The organism is Kribbella deserti, from assembly GCF_042434725.1.
Lineage (GTDB): Bacteria > Actinomycetota > Actinomycetes > Propionibacteriales > Kribbellaceae > Kribbella > Kribbella deserti.
On the sequence record NZ_JBHLTC010000014.1, the window covers coordinates 31,564 to 45,386 of the forward strand.

General features: G+C 67.2%; 15 protein-coding genes and 1 tRNA gene. 9 read left to right on the forward strand and 7 right to left on the reverse strand.

Going from position 1 to position 13,823, the window contains the following annotated elements:
- The first annotated feature begins 53 nt into the window (after nt 1–53).
- Nucleotides 54–461, forward strand: a complete 408-nt coding sequence (locus ACFFGN_RS11650) for a hypothetical protein (protein ID WP_380046382.1) — start codon at nt 54–56, stop codon at nt 459–461.
- A gap of 102 nt (nt 462–563) precedes the next feature.
- Here ACFFGN_RS11650 and ACFFGN_RS11655 read toward each other — a convergent pair whose 3' ends face one another.
- Nucleotides 564–2,009, reverse strand: coding sequence for a GAF domain-containing protein (locus tag ACFFGN_RS11655; RefSeq protein ID WP_380046384.1), 1,446 nt, complete (start codon nt 2,007–2,009; stop codon nt 564–566).
- A 115-nt stretch (nt 2,010–2,124) separates the two neighbouring features.
- Here ACFFGN_RS11655 and adh point away from each other — a divergent pair, with 115 nt between their 5' ends.
- The 3 genes from adh (at nt 2,125) to ACFFGN_RS11670 (ending at nt 5,022) form a co-directional block, all read left to right on the forward strand.
- The gene (adh, locus tag ACFFGN_RS11660; protein WP_380046387.1) at nt 2,125–3,648 is read left to right on the forward strand and encodes an aldehyde dehydrogenase; all 1,524 of its coding nucleotides are present in this window, start codon (nt 2,125–2,127) and stop codon (nt 3,646–3,648) included.
- A gap of 50 nt (nt 3,649–3,698) precedes the next feature.
- Nucleotides 3,699–3,839 carry a DUF779 domain-containing protein gene (locus ACFFGN_RS11665; RefSeq protein ID WP_380046389.1) on the forward strand — a complete coding sequence of 47 codons (141 nt, stop codon included), beginning with the start codon at nt 3,699–3,701 and terminating at the stop codon, nt 3,837–3,839.
- A 217-nt stretch (nt 3,840–4,056) separates the two neighbouring features.
- Nucleotides 4,057–5,022, forward strand: coding sequence for a hypothetical protein (locus ACFFGN_RS11670; RefSeq protein ID WP_380046391.1), 966 nt, complete (start codon nt 4,057–4,059; stop codon nt 5,020–5,022).
- A gap of 194 nt (nt 5,023–5,216) precedes the next feature.
- Here ACFFGN_RS11670 and ACFFGN_RS11675 read toward each other — a convergent pair whose 3' ends face one another.
- From ACFFGN_RS11675 to ACFFGN_RS11685, 3 genes are all read right to left on the reverse strand, one after another.
- Nucleotides 5,217–5,954, reverse strand: a complete 738-nt coding sequence (locus tag ACFFGN_RS11675; protein ID WP_380046393.1) for a hypothetical protein — start codon at nt 5,952–5,954, stop codon at nt 5,217–5,219.
- 31 nt (nt 5,955–5,985) lie between these two features.
- Nucleotides 5,986–6,141, reverse strand: coding sequence for a hypothetical protein (locus ACFFGN_RS11680; RefSeq protein WP_380046395.1), 156 nt, complete (start codon nt 6,139–6,141; stop codon nt 5,986–5,988).
- A 163-nt stretch (nt 6,142–6,304) separates the two neighbouring features.
- Nucleotides 6,305–7,174: a hypothetical protein gene (locus tag ACFFGN_RS11685; protein WP_380046397.1), complete on the reverse strand. Its 870-nt coding sequence runs from the start codon at nt 7,172–7,174 to the stop codon at nt 6,305–6,307.
- A gap of 154 nt (nt 7,175–7,328) precedes the next feature.
- Here ACFFGN_RS11685 and ACFFGN_RS11690 point away from each other — a divergent pair, with 154 nt between their 5' ends.
- Nucleotides 7,329–9,482 carry a (Fe-S)-binding protein gene (locus tag ACFFGN_RS11690; protein WP_380046399.1) on the forward strand — a complete coding sequence of 718 codons (2,154 nt, stop codon included), beginning with the start codon at nt 7,329–7,331 and terminating at the stop codon, nt 9,480–9,482.
- Nucleotides 9,483–9,622: 140 nt separating this feature from the next.
- Here ACFFGN_RS11690 and ACFFGN_RS11695 read toward each other — a convergent pair whose 3' ends face one another.
- Nucleotides 9,623–10,405 (reverse strand): SDR family NAD(P)-dependent oxidoreductase, encoded by a 783-nt coding sequence (locus ACFFGN_RS11695; RefSeq protein ID WP_380046401.1) that lies wholly within the window; start codon nt 10,403–10,405, stop codon nt 9,623–9,625.
- A gap of 99 nt (nt 10,406–10,504) precedes the next feature.
- Between ACFFGN_RS11695 and ACFFGN_RS11700 the strand changes: the two genes are divergently transcribed.
- The 3 genes from ACFFGN_RS11700 to ACFFGN_RS11710 are packed head-to-tail and all read left to right on the forward strand — an operon-like array spanning nt 10,505 to nt 12,303.
- Complete coding sequence (locus ACFFGN_RS11700) at nt 10,505–11,239, forward strand: hypothetical protein (protein WP_380046403.1); 735 nt, start codon at nt 10,505–10,507, stop codon at nt 11,237–11,239.
- Entirely contained in the window at nt 11,236–12,075 is an 840-nt protein-coding gene (locus tag ACFFGN_RS11705; protein ID WP_380046405.1) for a DUF4097 family beta strand repeat-containing protein, read from the forward strand. The genes ACFFGN_RS11700 and ACFFGN_RS11705 overlap by 4 nt, the downstream gene beginning before the upstream one ends.
- Before the next feature lie 42 nt (nt 12,076–12,117).
- Nucleotides 12,118–12,303: a hypothetical protein gene (locus ACFFGN_RS11710; protein WP_380046407.1), complete on the forward strand. Its 186-nt coding sequence runs from the start codon at nt 12,118–12,120 to the stop codon at nt 12,301–12,303.
- 54 nt (nt 12,304–12,357) lie between these two features.
- Here ACFFGN_RS11710 and dcd read toward each other — a convergent pair whose 3' ends face one another.
- Nucleotides 12,358–12,933: a dCTP deaminase gene (gene dcd / locus ACFFGN_RS11715; RefSeq protein ID WP_380046409.1), complete on the reverse strand. Its 576-nt coding sequence runs from the start codon at nt 12,931–12,933 to the stop codon at nt 12,358–12,360.
- Between the two features lie 55 nt (nt 12,934–12,988).
- Entirely contained in the window at nt 12,989–13,429 is a 441-nt protein-coding gene (locus ACFFGN_RS11720; protein WP_380046411.1) for a MarR family winged helix-turn-helix transcriptional regulator, read from the reverse strand.
- 225 nt (nt 13,430–13,654) lie between these two features.
- Between ACFFGN_RS11720 and ACFFGN_RS11725 the strand changes: the two genes are divergently transcribed.
- Nucleotides 13,655–13,725: transfer RNA gene (locus tag ACFFGN_RS11725), tRNA-Gly, on the forward strand.
- Nucleotides 13,726–13,823 lie beyond the last annotated feature (98 nt).

Sequence of the window (13,823 nt, forward strand, 5' to 3'; positions counted from 1 at the left end):
TTAAATTCCGGTGTCCAGCATCCGGTCGAACCGGCCATGGTTAGAGTGTGCGCATGGCCGATGAGGAGTACCGGGTAGAGGTCGAGCTCAACACCGCTGAGCACGGGCTGACCTTCTGGGAGCGTCTGCGCGCGCTGGATCTCGACGACGACGCCCGCAAGCGCCTGGGGAACAGCGTCACCGTGACCCGCGATGGCTCGCGCATGCTGATGTATGCGACCACCGAAACCGACGCCCGCGAGGCCGAGCGGACCGCGCGCGAGCTGGTCGCCGACGACGACCTGAACGCGGACTTCACGCTGACCCGCTGGAGCCGTACCGCGCAGGAGTGGCTCGACCTGAACGACACGTCCCACGCGCCCGCGCCGGCCGACGCGAACGACGACGTCGAGGTCCCGGACCCGCGCTACGTCGCGATCCAGGCCTACAAGCCCGAGTTCCTCCGCGACCTCGGCCTCTAAGCCTTCCCGTCTGCTGAACGGACTTCCCGTTTGCTGAACGGACTTCCCGGCGTCGAGCGGCCTGCGGGCCTTTCCGGCGTCGAGCCGGGTTGAGCCGTTGCTTCAGGCCTCGGTCAGCCGGAGGCGTCGTACTCTCGCAGTGGCTCGGCGCGGATCGTCCGCGGCCAGAGCCAGCTCTAGCCGTTCGTAGACCTCCAGGTCTTCCGCACCGGTCGAGGTCTGTGCGAACTGCCAAAGCAGATCCGCGTCCGCTGACTCCAGTACGGCGGCGCGAAGCGTGGCGTCGAGTTCATCGCGTTCAGCCCTTAGAGCGGGTGCTTCCGACCGAACCAGCAACGGCCCGCTGTAGTGGTCCAAGGCCGTACCAAGGTCACGAGCCGCCAGGGCCTTCCGAACCACCTTCACGTCACCGGTGACGTCCGCGATGATCCGGTAGGGCTTGGTGTCGAGTACGCCGGACCCGAGCACGTTCCGCAGCCGGTGCATCTCGGCGCGGACCGTGGCCGGATTGCCCTCATCGCCGTACAGCTGAAGCATCAACTGCTCCGCGGTCAGGCCGGCCGGGTGCAACATCAACAGCGCGAGCACCTCCGCCCGGCGCAGGGTCAACGCGATCGGCCGGCCGTTCACCGTCGCGACCGGCTGGCCCGATCCGAGCAGCTTCAGGTCGAGCGACGTACGGCGCCGAACCGCACCAGGGATACGTAGCAGATAGCCCTCGGCCAGCGATTCGACCACGGCCTCCCGGCCATCGCCGAGCTGGATCCGCTCGGCGCCTTCGGGAACTTCCAGGCGATGCGGCAACCACGCGAGCGGCTGAACCGCGAGCACCCGGCCGGTCGGTGTGAGCAAGGCGCCCGGCTCGTTGCCGAGGGCCATCAGGTGCCGCATGTTCCGGGCGCGCAGTTGCTCGTCGGCCGCGGCCATCAGTACCCGCAACTGGCCCTCGGCCAAATGGGCGGCGGCCGTGACCAGCGCCATCATCGCGGGATGCACCGTGCGCAACGGACCACTGACGTCGACCGCGCCGATCAGCTTGCCGGTGTCTGGATCGTGCACGGGCGCGGCCGCACAGGTCCAGGCGTGGATCCGCCGGACCAGGTGTTCGGCCGAGTGGATCTGCACCGGCTGGTCGGTGGCCAGCGCCGTACCCATGCCGTTGGTACCGATGGCGCTCTCGGACCAGATGGCGCCTTCCGACAACGCGATCCGGTCGGCCTGGCGCCGTACGTCGGCGGCACCTTCACGCCAGAGCACCAGGCCCTGCGCGTCGGTGACGATCATGATGTGCGACGCCTCGTCGGCGATGCTGGTGAGGGTCTGCCGCAGCACCGGCAGCACCGCGTTCAGCGGATGGGCCTCGCGTACTTCGGCCACCCGGTCCGCCCCGTAGACCACCGGCGGCGCGTCCAGATCCGGATCGACCCGGGCCGCAAGGGATCGTTGCCAGGACTCGGCAACCACCGGGCGTGGTTCGGCGGAGGCCCGGCCACCGCCGAGCACCTCGTCGTACAACGCGCTGAGTCGGCGCGCCTGCTCGGTGTCCACGCCCAACCCTCCCCCGGAAGCGGGTCCGGGTTCAAGGTCGCGGCGTGCAACGTTGGTGCAACGTACGGCGACCTACCGTCTGGATCATCGCCAGTTCTGATCCCAGGAGGATCCGATGACCATCTACTCAGCTCCCGGGCAGTCGGGCAGCCCCGCCGAGTACAAGTCCCGTTACGACCACTTCATCGGTGGCGAGTACGTATCACCGGCCAAGGGCGGCTACTTCGAGAACCCGACGCCGGTGACCGGCCAGGTCTTCACGGAGATCGCCCGCGGTACCGCCGACGACGTGGAACTCGCGCTCGACGCGGCCCACGGTGCCGCCCCCGCCTGGGGCCGTACGTCGTCCGCCGACCGGGCCAACATCCTGAACAAGATCGCCGACCGGATGGAGGCCAACCTCGAGCAGCTCGCGATCGCCGAGACCTGGGACAACGGCAAGGCCGTGCGCGAGACGCTCGCCGCCGACCTGCCACTGGCGATCGACCACTTCCGCTACTTCGCGGGGGCGCTGCGCGCGCAGGAGGGCACGATCTCGCAGGTGGACGACGACACCGTCGCGTACCACTTCCACGAGCCGCTCGGCGTGGTCGCGCAGATCATTCCGTGGAACTTCCCGATCCTGATGGCGGTCTGGAAGCTCGCGCCGGCCCTTGCCGCGGGCAACGCCGTCGTACTGAAGCCCGCCGAGCAGACCCCGGCCTCGATCCACCTGCTGGTCGAGCTGATCGCGGATCTGCTGCCGCCGGGTGTGCTGAACGTCGTCAACGGATTCGGCGTCGAGGCCGGCAAGCCCCTTGCTTCGAGCAACAGAGTGGCCAAGGTGGCCTTCACAGGGGAGACCACCACCGGCCGGCTGATCATGCAGTACGCCTCGGAGAACCTCATTCCGGTCACGCTGGAACTCGGCGGCAAGAGCCCGAACATCTTCTTCGCCGATGTCGCCAACGCCCGGGACGACTTCTACGACAAGGCGCTCGAGGGCTTCACGATGTTCGCGCTGAACCAGGGCGAGGTCTGCACCTGCCCGTCGCGCGCGCTGATCCAGTCGTCGATCTACCGGGAGTTCCTCTCGGACGTGACCGCACGGACCCGGGCGATCAAGCAGGGCAATCCGCTCGACACCGAGACGATGATGGGCGCCCAGGCCAGCAACGACCAGTACGAGAAGATCCTGTCGTACATCGACATCGGCAAGGCCGAGGGCGCCAAGCTCATCACCGGCGGCGGCAAGGCCGAGCTCGAGGGCGACCTGGCCGGCGGTTACTACGTCCAGCCGACCATCTTCGAGGGCGACAACAAGATGCGGATCTTCCAGGAGGAGATCTTCGGCCCCGTGGTCGCGGTGACCAGGTTCGACGACTACGCCGACGCGATCAAAATCGCCAACGACACCCTGTACGGCCTCGGCGCGGGCGTCTGGAGCCGCGACATGAACACCGCCTACCGGGCCGGCCGCGAGATCCAGGCCGGCCGGGTCTGGACCAACTGCTACCACGCCTATCCGGCCCACGCCGCCTTCGGTGGTTACAAGAACTCCGGCATCGGGCGCGAGAACCACAAGATGATGCTCGACCACTACCAGCAGACCAAGAACCTCCTGGTCAGCTACTCCCCGAACAAACTCGGCTTCTTCTGACCACCATGTCAGCCGGCCGAGTTGCGTGCACCGGTGAGGCGGCGAACCTCATGCGTCGCCTCACCGAGTCGCACGGCCCTTTGATGTTCCACCAGTCCGGCGGCTGCTGCGACGGCAGCGCCCCGATGTGTTTCCCCGTCGGCGAGTTCAAGCTCGGCGCCGCCGACATCCACCTCGACGGCCTGGCCTAACAAAACGGCCTCCCGAAGGAGGCCGTTGGACCAAAGCCGCGAGGCCTTGGCGTGGTACCGGAAATCTACCGGCGAGCGTCTCGGCGTTCAGACGCGACCACTCGACGCAGAGGGTCCTACGGGTTCCCTAGGGGTTGGGTCAGGGTAGGGATATGTCTACTGGGTAAGGGATTGTGGCACTCCTGTTTGGGCGGGGGAATGAGCCGAGCATCGGTACATGCTCACTACGTCGCCACCGCCCGCGGTGCGGGCCAGTCGTCCGCATCGGCCGTTGATCGCCGTCACCGTGGTGATGGTTGTGCTTGTTCTGGCCGGGATCGGCGGTGCGTTGATCGATGATCGGGAGTTGCTCGGGCATCCGATCTGGATGAAGCCGCTGAAGTTCATGATCTCGTTCGCGTTGTACACCGGAACGCTCGCGTGGATGTTGTCGTTGCAGACGAAGGCGAGGCGGCTCGGCTGGTGGGTCGGCACGATTGTCGCGGTCGGGCTGGCGGTGGAGATCGCGATCATCATCGGCCAGGTTGTGGTCCGGGGACGGTTGCTGCACTTCAACATGTCGACACCGACGGACCAATTGATGCACAACCTCTTGGCTACGACGATCTACCTGGTCTGGGCGGCGGTGCTGGTGCTCGCGATCGTGCTGCTGTTCGACAAGCCTGGCGATCGGGCGTTGCGCTGGAGTGTTCGGCTGGCATTGCTCACCACCCTGGGCGGCATGTTGCTCGGCAACCTGATGTTCCGCCCGACGCCGGGTCAGTCGCGGGTCGAGGCCGAGACCGGGGAGATGCCGCACATGGGCGCGCATTCCGTGGGCCGGGAGGACGGCGCGGGCGGTATGCCGATCATGGGCTGGAACACCGACTCGGGTGATCTGAGGATCGGCCACTTCCTGGGCATCCACTCGCTGCAGGTCATTCCGCTGATCGCCCTCGCGCTTGTCGTACTGGCCAAGCGGTGCCCGCGGTTGCGCCCGGAGGGGACACGGGCCGCCCTGGTCTTCGTTGGTGCCGCCGCCTGGCTCGGACTGATCTGGCTGACCACCTGGCAGGCGTTGCGGGGCGAGGCCCTGATCCACCCAACGACACCGACCCTGCTCGCGGCCGGCGCCCTCGCCGGCGGCACCGCCCTCGCCACCACCGCCGTACTGCTCGTCGGCAAACGAGCCGGCCAACCGTAATGACGTGGACTCGCCTCGCCGCCCTGCGTAGCGCGTCTTCATGAGTCTGCTGGACATCTTCCCGGCGAAAATTGGCCAGCAGACTCACAAAGACGATTCAGCAGGCCGCTGGGAGGCACCGGAGCGGCCAGACCACACGCGTTCTCCGGCCCGCAGCGAATGGTCCTGGTGGGACCACTCGCCGTGGTGGGGCTTCAGTCGGTGATGCGGTAGCCGAACTGGGTCAGGTTGGCGAGGGTGATGGGCCCGGGATCGCCGTCCTGGCGGAGTTTGAAGTGGGCCTGGACGCACTTGACCGCGAACACGAAGAACCGGGTCTCGCGGGTTTTCCGCCAGGCCATGAACGTGGTCACCGGGATCACCTTGATGCCCTTGAAGGCGAAGGCCATGAACTGCTCGGCATCGTGGGCCCGGCTGTGGCTGATCGGTTCGCCCTCGGCGGCCATCCGGACCGAGGTGATCGAGATGGTCACGTCGCGGACCGGGAAGGCGCTCGGCACGCCCTGTACGGCGCGGGCCTCGTCGCGGATCTCCTGGTACTTCTCCCACGTCATGCCCCGGAACCCCGGCGGGCCGTCGTCGCGGCCACCACTGGCCAGTCCGTTCAGGCCGTTCTTGTAGTGCTTGACCTGGCGCCGCGCGCCCGGCGACAACTCCTCGTCGCCGATCGCGACGGCGTGGAAGTGAATGACGAACCCCTGCGCGGGTGTTCGCAGCCAGGCGGCGAACCCGACCCGGCGGAGTTCCTCCAGCACCCGGCGACGTCGTACGGCGTCCAGCGTGCGCGCGCGGAAGTCCGCCGCGCCACCACCGTCGTGTACGTCGGCCGAGGCCTTGACCGCGCCGTTGTTGAACGAGCCCTGCATCACCTTGAGCGTGAAACCGAGATTGTGCTCGGCCTCTTCGATCATGTCGATCGAGCGCTGGTTCATTCTGACCCCGCGCCATTCCAGGGCGGGCATGTCAGTTGCCCCCGTCGTACCGCTGCAGGTCGTCCTCGTCGAATCCCCCCGGATCCGCCGGTGGATCATCCCCGTCGGACCCGATCAGGTCGTACCCGTCGTCATCGTCGTCCAGCAGGTCCAGCCGTTCGACGATCTCCTCCTCGAGATCTGGCATCACGAAATCCCCTCGGACCGTGCGCCGTACCCCCCATTGGCCGGCGCCCCCACTGTCATCGTGCGCCGCCGGCCGGAGTTCGTCCACGGCTGGAACTGCCCGATCAGGCAGCCCCAGCCGCCATGACGCTCCCAACCGAGCCGCGAGGTCCAGGGCGCGAGGCTCAGTCGCGGAGTAGCCAGCCGCCGAGGTTCTCGTCGTCCGTGCCCAGCAACATCGAGGTGCAGGAGGGCGTGAGGCAGGCCAGCGCCTCGATCTTGCGGTCGTCGTACTCGTCCATCGTCCGGGCCTTCGGACGAAGTGTCAGGCTGGGGCCCGCGGAGACCTTGCCGATGACGTGCACGGCCGAGACGAAGGGCCCGTCGTCGCCCGGATCCGCCGCCGCGGAGACCACCAGCGAGCCATCGGCGGTGACGTCGAGATCGGAGATGTGCCGGACGAACTCGGTGGGCGAGGGCGCGCGGAAGGTTACGGTTTGCGCCGGGCCGAAGGTCAGGGTGGCGAAGTCGAACGAGGCCGCGTACAGCTTGCTCAGCCGCTCGTCCTGGCCGCGATCCGCCCACAGCGCCGTCAATCGGCCGCCGACCGTGGCCAGGGCGAACGACTCGTAGTCGTCTCCCGGCTGACCGATCGGCAACTGGAACGTCCTCAGCACGGTCGCGGTACCAGGCTCGACCAAGATGTGAAAGCCCTTGCCCTTGCTCGCCACCACGATGAACTCGCCGGCGTGGCCCGGCACCGGGTCGATCGACTCGAGATCGATCGGCAACTCCCCTTGCCACGTCAGCGGCTCGGTGACCGGCGTACGGCCCGGGATCCAGGTGGTTCGCGCGATGCGGTTCTGGCCTGGCTTCTTGTTGTCCCGCACGATCAACGCTTCGATGCGGCCGTTGCTCTTGCTCAGCACCGAGATACCGCTGATGCCGGAGTTGATGTCCGTACCGACCTGCACCCAGTCCGGGCAGGCGTCGGCTCCCGGCGCGACGACGGCCAGCTGCACTACGGCGAGTAATCCCACTAGTACTTTACGCATGGCCGGAACCTAAGTTCCCGCTCTGACCGACTGCCAGGAAGATTCCGAAACTGCCGGTTAGGCACACCTTCGTGATGGGTTCCATACCGAACTGGGCCGTGACACAGGTGACACGGACATGACTCGCCGGTAACCAGCCAATACGATCACTGGTATGCAGATCTTCGCCATTGTCGTCTCGCTCACCGTGGCCCTCGTGGGAATCGCGCTGTTCGCGAAGACGATCGGGCAGATGGTGTCGGTGATCCGGCTCGGGCAGCCGGCCAAGCGGACGGACCAGCCGGTTCAGCGTAGCGTCACCCTCGCGAAGGAGACGCTGCTGCACACCCGGATGTTGCAGTGGAGCCACATCGGCGTACTGCACTGGTTTGTCGCCTTCGGCTTCATCGGGCTGTTCCTCAGCCTGGTGACGGCGTTCGGCCAGCTCTTCGACGCGCACTGGGTGCTGCCGCTGATCGGCCACTGGTTCCTGTTCGAGTGGGTCAGCGAGTTCCTCAGCTGGACCGGCCTGCTCGCGATCATCCCGCTGACGATCATCCGGATGCGGCACCGCCCGTCCGGCTCCGAGGGCCGGTACAGCCGTTTCTCCGGTTCCCGGATGTGGCAGGGCTACTACGTCGAGTTCACCATCGCCGCCGTACTGATCTGCATCCTGCTACTGCGCGGCCTGGAGTACGCGATCGCTCGCGGCGAGGCGACCGCCTTCCACTTCCCGCTGACGTTCTTCATCGGCGAGGCCTTCAGCGGCTGGTCGGACTCCACCCTGGAGAACGCGATCTACCTGGTCGCGATGATCAAGATCCTGATCTCGTTCGCCTGGATGATCACGATCTCGCTGAACATCACCATGGGTGTGGCCTGGCACCGCTTCACCGCCTGGCCGAACATCTGGTTCAAGCGCAAGGCCGACGGCGGTACGGCGCTGGGCGCGCTGCAGCCGATCAGCGTCAAGGGTGAGCCGATCGACTTCGAGAACATCGAGGAGCTGGACGAGGACGCCGCGCTGGGCGTCGGCAAGATCGAGGACTTCACCTGGAAGGGCCTGCTCGACTTCACCACCTGCACCGAGTGCGGCCGTTGCCAGTCGCAGTGCCCGGCCTGGAACACCGACAAGCCGCTGTCGCCGAAGCTGGTCGTGATGAACCTGCGCGAGCACGCGTACGCCAAGGCGCCGTACCTGCTGGCCTCGTCCGACGAGGAGCGGCAGTCGCTGTCGGACCTGGTCAAGACCGAGGTCGAGCGCCCGCTGGTCGGATCGCCCGATGTCGCGGTGATCGACGAGGACGCGCTCTGGGCCTGTACGTCGTGTGGCGCCTGCGTGCAGCAGTGCCCGGTCGACATCGAGCACGTCGACGCCATCATGGACATGCGACGCTACCAGGTCCTGATCGAGTCGTCCTTCCCCTCCGAGCTGAACGGCCTGTTCAAGGGCCTGGAGAACAAGGGCAACCCGTGGAACATGAGCCCGTCCGGCCGGATGGACTGGGCCAAGGATCTGCCCTTCGAGGTCAAGCAGGTCGGCACGGACGTCGAGACGCTGGCCGAGGTCGAGTACCTGTTCTGGGTCGGGTGCGCCGGCGCCTACGAGGACCGGGCCAAGAAGACCACGCAGGCCGTCGCGGAACTGCTCAACATCGCGGGCGTCTCGTTCGCCGTACTGGGTGATGGCGAGACCTGCACGGGCGACCCGGCCCGGCGCGCGGGTAACGAGTTCGTCTTCCAGCAGCTGGCCATGCAGAACGCGGAGGTCTTCAAGGAGACCGGCGCGAAGAAGGTCGTCTCGACCTGCGCGCACTGCTTCAACACCTTGAAGAACGAGTACTCGCAGCTCGGCGTCGAGCTCGACGTCATCCACCACACCCAGCTGCTGAACCGCCTGGTCCGGGAGAAGAAGCTGACCCCGGTGGCTCCGGCCGACAGCTCGCTCAACGGCCAGAAGATCACGTACCACGACCCCTGCTACCTCGGCCGTCACAACCAGGTGTACGACGCCCCGCGCGAGCTGCTCGAGATCATTCCGGGCGCGGAGTTCGCGGAGATGCCGCGCAATCAGACGAAGTCGTTCTGCTGCGGCGCGGGTGGTGCCCGGATGTGGATGGAAGAGAAGATCGGCACCCGGATCAACGTCAACCGGACCACCGAGGCGGTCGAGACCGGCGCGGACAAGATCGCGACGGGCTGCCCGTTCTGCCGGGTGATGCTGTCCGACGGCCTCACCGCCAAGCAGGCCGACGGTTCGGCCCGCGAATCCGTAGAGGTCGCCGACGTCGCCCAGCTCCTGCTCGCCTCCGTCAAACGCGGCGAGTAGCACCACCTACTTCGGCCCGCGAGTGGACGCGTTACACGCGACCACTCGCGGGTCTTTTCGTACCTCAACCTTCCGCAAGTGGTCGCGTACACGCGCGGGAAGGTGCAGAGGCGTCCGCCCGCGGGAAGACACCGGTGGGGTCAGCGCAGGTGGGAGGCGCCGTTGAAGTCGAGGACGGCGCCGCTGGACCAGCCGGCGTCGGGGGATGCCAGCCAGACGATGGCCTTTGCGACCTCTTCGGCCTTCGCAACCCGGCCGAACGGGCTCTGAGTACGGACGGCCTCGGTGATCATGCCCTCGGTCAGGTCCGTCGCGATGAACCCCGGCGCGATTGACGTCACGGTGATGTCATGTGGCGCCAGCGACACCGCCAGAGACTGCCCGAACGCGTGCAGCGCCGCCTTGCTCGCGCCGTACGCCGGCACGTCGGGCTCACCGCGATAGGCCCCGCGCGAGCCGACGTTCACGATCGCGCCACGCCGCACGCCGTCGGCGGGCTCGACGTCGATCATCTGCCGGGCCACGCACCAGGTGAGGTGGGCCGGGCCTTCCAGGTTGACCGCGAGAGTACGGCGCCAGGCCGTCACCCACTCGTCGTACGGCGTCTCGGCCAGCGGGTGGCCCAGGCGCCGGGACCCGGCGACGGGCTGGTCGACGTACATGGCGGCGTTGTTCACCAGGACGTCGATCCGGCCGAGCGCGCGGGCCGATTCCTCAGCAATAGCAGGGATTTCGGCCGGATCGCCGAGGTCACCGGCGACCACGGCATGTCCCTCGCCGGGCAGGCCGGCCCGAACCGCCTCGGCCCGGTCGACGGAACCACGGCAGTGCAGCACCACCCGATCCCCACCGGCCGCGAAGGCCCTCGCCACTTCGGCACCGACACCACGGGAAGCTCCAGTCACCAGCACGCCTCGACTCATGCCCTCATTCTGCCGTTGGGCAGCAACTGACATCACCTGGCGGCACCGTGACATCAAGATGGTTGACAATGACGTCATCATGACGTCATGCTTGCTGTCATGGAACTTGATCACTATCTCGAGTCGGTTCGCCGTAGCGTGCAGAACGCCACCGCGTTGGCCGACGACCAAACTCGCTCCGTGGCCCAGCGCCTCGGAGCCACGCTGGATGACGCCGGCCGCCTGGCCCTCATCTCAGCCCTGTCCGACGCCGCCGGGGAGATCAGCCGCGAGCTGTCGCCCGGTTCGGTCGAGCTCCGGATGGCCGGTGGCCGGCCGGAGTTCGTAGTGACGCCGGCGCCCAGCCAGCTCACCGGCGCGGATGACGACGACCACGACGATGACGACAGCGCGACCGAGTCCGGTCCGGAGCAGAGCTTCGACTTCGACGCCGACGAGCCGACCGCGCGGATCACGCTGCGGCTGCCGATGTCGGTGAAGACCAAGGTCGACGAAGCCGCCGGCGCCGAGGGCATCTCGGCGAACGCGTGGCTGATGCGCACGGTGATGACCGGCCTGACCGGCGACCGTGGCCGCGGCCGCGGTCCTCGTCCACCCCGGCCGCCGCGTCCCCCGCGGGGATTCGACGTGTTCGGTCCCGACGGGCCGTTGGGCCCCGATGGCCCTTTCGGCCAGGACGGCCCGTTCGGCCCCAACGGTCCCTTCGGCCCTGAAGGCGTCTTCGGCGAGCGCGAACGCGGTGAACGCGGTGAACGCGGCCGGCGTCGTGGTGACGGTCATGGCCGCGGCCGCCATGGTGGCCCGGGTCAGCGCATGCAGGGGTGGGCCCAGTGAGCGACTATCCCTTCGAACTGCGGGACACCTCGATCGACCGGGTCCGGATCGAGATCGGCGCCGGCGTGGTGGAGATCGCGCCGATCGACGGCGAGGAGACCCACGCCTTCCTGGAGGTGCTGCGCGGATCGCCCGAGGACGGCGTCGAGGAGATCACCTTCCGGGTGGTCTCGGGCGAGCTCGTGGTGGACACCCCCAAGCACCTGTTGCGCCACTCCGTCGAGGTCCGCGTGCGGATCGAGACACCACGCGCGCTCGGGGCCCGGATCAAAACCGGCGCCGGGGACATCGTCGCCACCACGCCGTTGTCGGAGTCACGGCTCGACACGGGTTCGGGTGACATCCGGCTGGACGACGTCGAAGGCACGCTCACCGCGAGTACGGGCTCCGGCGACATCCGGGTCAACCACACCGCCGGAGCGGCCCGGATGAAGACGGGCTCGGGCGAGGTCGAGGTATCCCGCGCCGACGGGCTCGTCGCGGCCTCGACCGGTTCGGGCGATGTCCGGATCGGTGACGCGGCCGGTCCCACCACCATCAAGGTCGGCTCGGGCGACATCTCGATCGAGCGAGTGCTCGGTCATTCGGTGGCGACCTCCGGCTCGGGCGACGTCCGGGTCGATCGCGCCGAAGGCCCGAGCGTGCGGGCCGAGACCGCCCGGGGCGACGTCCAGGTCGGCGTACCAACCGGCACTCCGACGTACCTGGATCTGAAGACCGTGACCGGGTCGATCCGCTGCGATCTGGAACCGGGTCAGCAGCCCGCCGAAGGCGAGCCGTCGCTACTACTGCGGGCCCGCACCGTGTCCGGTGACATCACCGTCGTCCGGACCTGACCGAGCACGAACCGCACGGGGAGTACCGCGAGGAGCGGCACGATGATCAGCGAGAACGAAGAGATCGCGCGGTTGCGCATCGAGGAACGTATTCAGCAAGCCGAGGCCAGGGCGGCGCTGCACGAGTCGTCGCCCGGCCCTCGGCATCAGGCGGCGAGCTTGTTGCGCCGCTGGGCCGACCGGTTGGAGCCGCAGCCGCGGGTGCGGCGTCCGGCCCTCAGCAGGTGAACCGCCGGCGCACGAGCGTGGCGGAGAAGCCGGTTCTCCGCCACGTCGGTGGTCTCAGATGTCGGTGCGGTGGAAGTTCATGAAGGAGCGGGACGGCGTCGGGCCGCGCTGGCCCTGGTAGCGCGATCCGTACTTGTCCGAACCGTAGGGGTGCTCAGCCGGTGACGACAGCTTGAAGAAGCAGAGCTGGCCGATCTTCATTCCCGGCCAGAGCTTGATCGGCAGGGTCGCCACGTTCGACAGCTCCAGCGTGACGTGACCGGAGAAGCCGGGATCGATGAAACCGGCGGTCGAGTGGGTGAGCAGGCCGAGGCGCCCCAGCGAGGACTTGCCCTCCAGGCGCGCGGCAACATCGTCGGGCAGGGTGACCAGCTCGTACGTCGAACCGAGCACGAACTCACCCGGGTGCAGGATGAACGGCTCGTCACCCTCGGGCTCGACCGTTCGGGTCAGGTCGGGCTGTTCCTCGGCCGGATCGATATGCGGATACCGGTGGTTCTCGAACACCCGGAAAAAGCGATCCAGGCGTACGTCGATACTCGACGGCTGAACCATGTCAGCATCGAACGGCTCCAGCTGGACCCGCTTCTCGTCGATCTGGGCCAGAATGTCGCGATCGGAGAGCAGCACGAGCGAAACCTACCGCACCGCTCACCGCTCGACCGCGTTCAGCCGATCAGGCCGGCTACTTGAACACCTTGTTGAACTTCGAGACCTGCGTGGCGAACGACTTCACCTGCGCCGGAGACCAGTCCTTCAGCAGGTCCTCGACCACCTTGCTGCGCTTCTTCTTTGCGGCGGCCAGCTTGCGCTTGCCGGTCGCGGTCAGCGTCAGCAGCGTGGCCCGCGCGTCCGACTTGTCCGCCGCGCGCTTCAGCAGGCCCTGCTCCTCGAGACGTGCACAAGCTCGGCTGACGGGCCCCTTGTCCACCTCGAGTGCAGCGACCAGATCGGCCATCCGGACCGGCGCCAGCTCCTCGACATGATTGAGCAGCGCGTATTGCGCGGGCTCCAGGTCGGGATGGGCCTCCTCCGAGAGCGTGCGCTGCAGTCCACGCAGGCGACGTGCCAGCGTGACGAGCTCATGCTCCAGGTTTTCGAGTGCCGCGTTCGGATCAGTTGCCACCTCTTCACCCCTTCGAATCGTGTTGCCCCGCAACCATCTTGTCCGGTCCTGGCCAGGACCGCGTCCTCACGTTGCGACAAATGTTGCCCCCGGCAACGCGTTCTAATCTGCCAGAAGATCGGGCGTCTGCCCAGTCCAAGGCGTGTTGACCCTGGACCCCCCTGCACACATCCACGCGGACCAGGTATGATTCTGCGCATTGCCGGACGTAGTCAGACCGGCAGCGCGGGTGTAGTTCAATGGCAGAACATCAGCTTCCCAAGCTGACAGTGCGAGTTCGATTCTCGTCACCCGCTCTTACCCAGGCTTCACGTATATATACACGTAAAAGAGGGCACCATCTCCTTTCGGAGACGGTGCCCTCTTCGCACTCAAAAGCCTGAGCGTGCAACAT

What these genes read in the sequence shown, in the direction of transcription:
- ACFFGN_RS11650 (WP_380046382.1), top strand. Translation starts at nt 54, where the DNA reads ATGGCCGATGAGGAGTACCGGGTAGAGGTCGAGCTCAACACCGCTGAG.
- adh (WP_380046387.1), top strand. Translation starts at nt 2,125, where the DNA reads ATGACCATCTACTCAGCTCCCGGGCAGTCGGGCAGCCCCGCCGAGTAC.
- ACFFGN_RS11665 (WP_380046389.1), top strand. Translation starts at nt 3,699, where the DNA reads ATGCGTCGCCTCACCGAGTCGCACGGCCCTTTGATGTTCCACCAGTCC.
- ACFFGN_RS11670 (WP_380046391.1), top strand. Translation starts at nt 4,057, where the DNA reads ATGCTCACTACGTCGCCACCGCCCGCGGTGCGGGCCAGTCGTCCGCAT.
- ACFFGN_RS11675 (WP_380046393.1), bottom strand. Translation starts at nt 5,954, where the DNA reads ATGAACCAGCGCTCGATCGACATGATCGAAGAGGCCGAGCACAATCTC.
- ACFFGN_RS11680 (WP_380046395.1), bottom strand. Translation starts at nt 6,141, where the DNA reads ATGCCAGATCTCGAGGAGGAGATCGTCGAACGGCTGGACCTGCTGGAC.
- ACFFGN_RS11685 (WP_380046397.1), bottom strand. Translation starts at nt 7,174, where the DNA reads ATGCGTAAAGTACTAGTGGGATTACTCGCCGTAGTGCAGCTGGCCGTC.
- ACFFGN_RS11690 (WP_380046399.1), top strand. Translation starts at nt 7,329, where the DNA reads ATGCAGATCTTCGCCATTGTCGTCTCGCTCACCGTGGCCCTCGTGGGA.
- ACFFGN_RS11695 (WP_380046401.1), bottom strand. Translation starts at nt 10,405, where the DNA reads ATGAGTCGAGGCGTGCTGGTGACTGGAGCTTCCCGTGGTGTCGGTGCC.
- ACFFGN_RS11700 (WP_380046403.1), top strand. Translation starts at nt 10,505, where the DNA reads ATGGAACTTGATCACTATCTCGAGTCGGTTCGCCGTAGCGTGCAGAAC.
- ACFFGN_RS11710 (WP_380046407.1), top strand. Translation starts at nt 12,118, where the DNA reads ATGATCAGCGAGAACGAAGAGATCGCGCGGTTGCGCATCGAGGAACGT.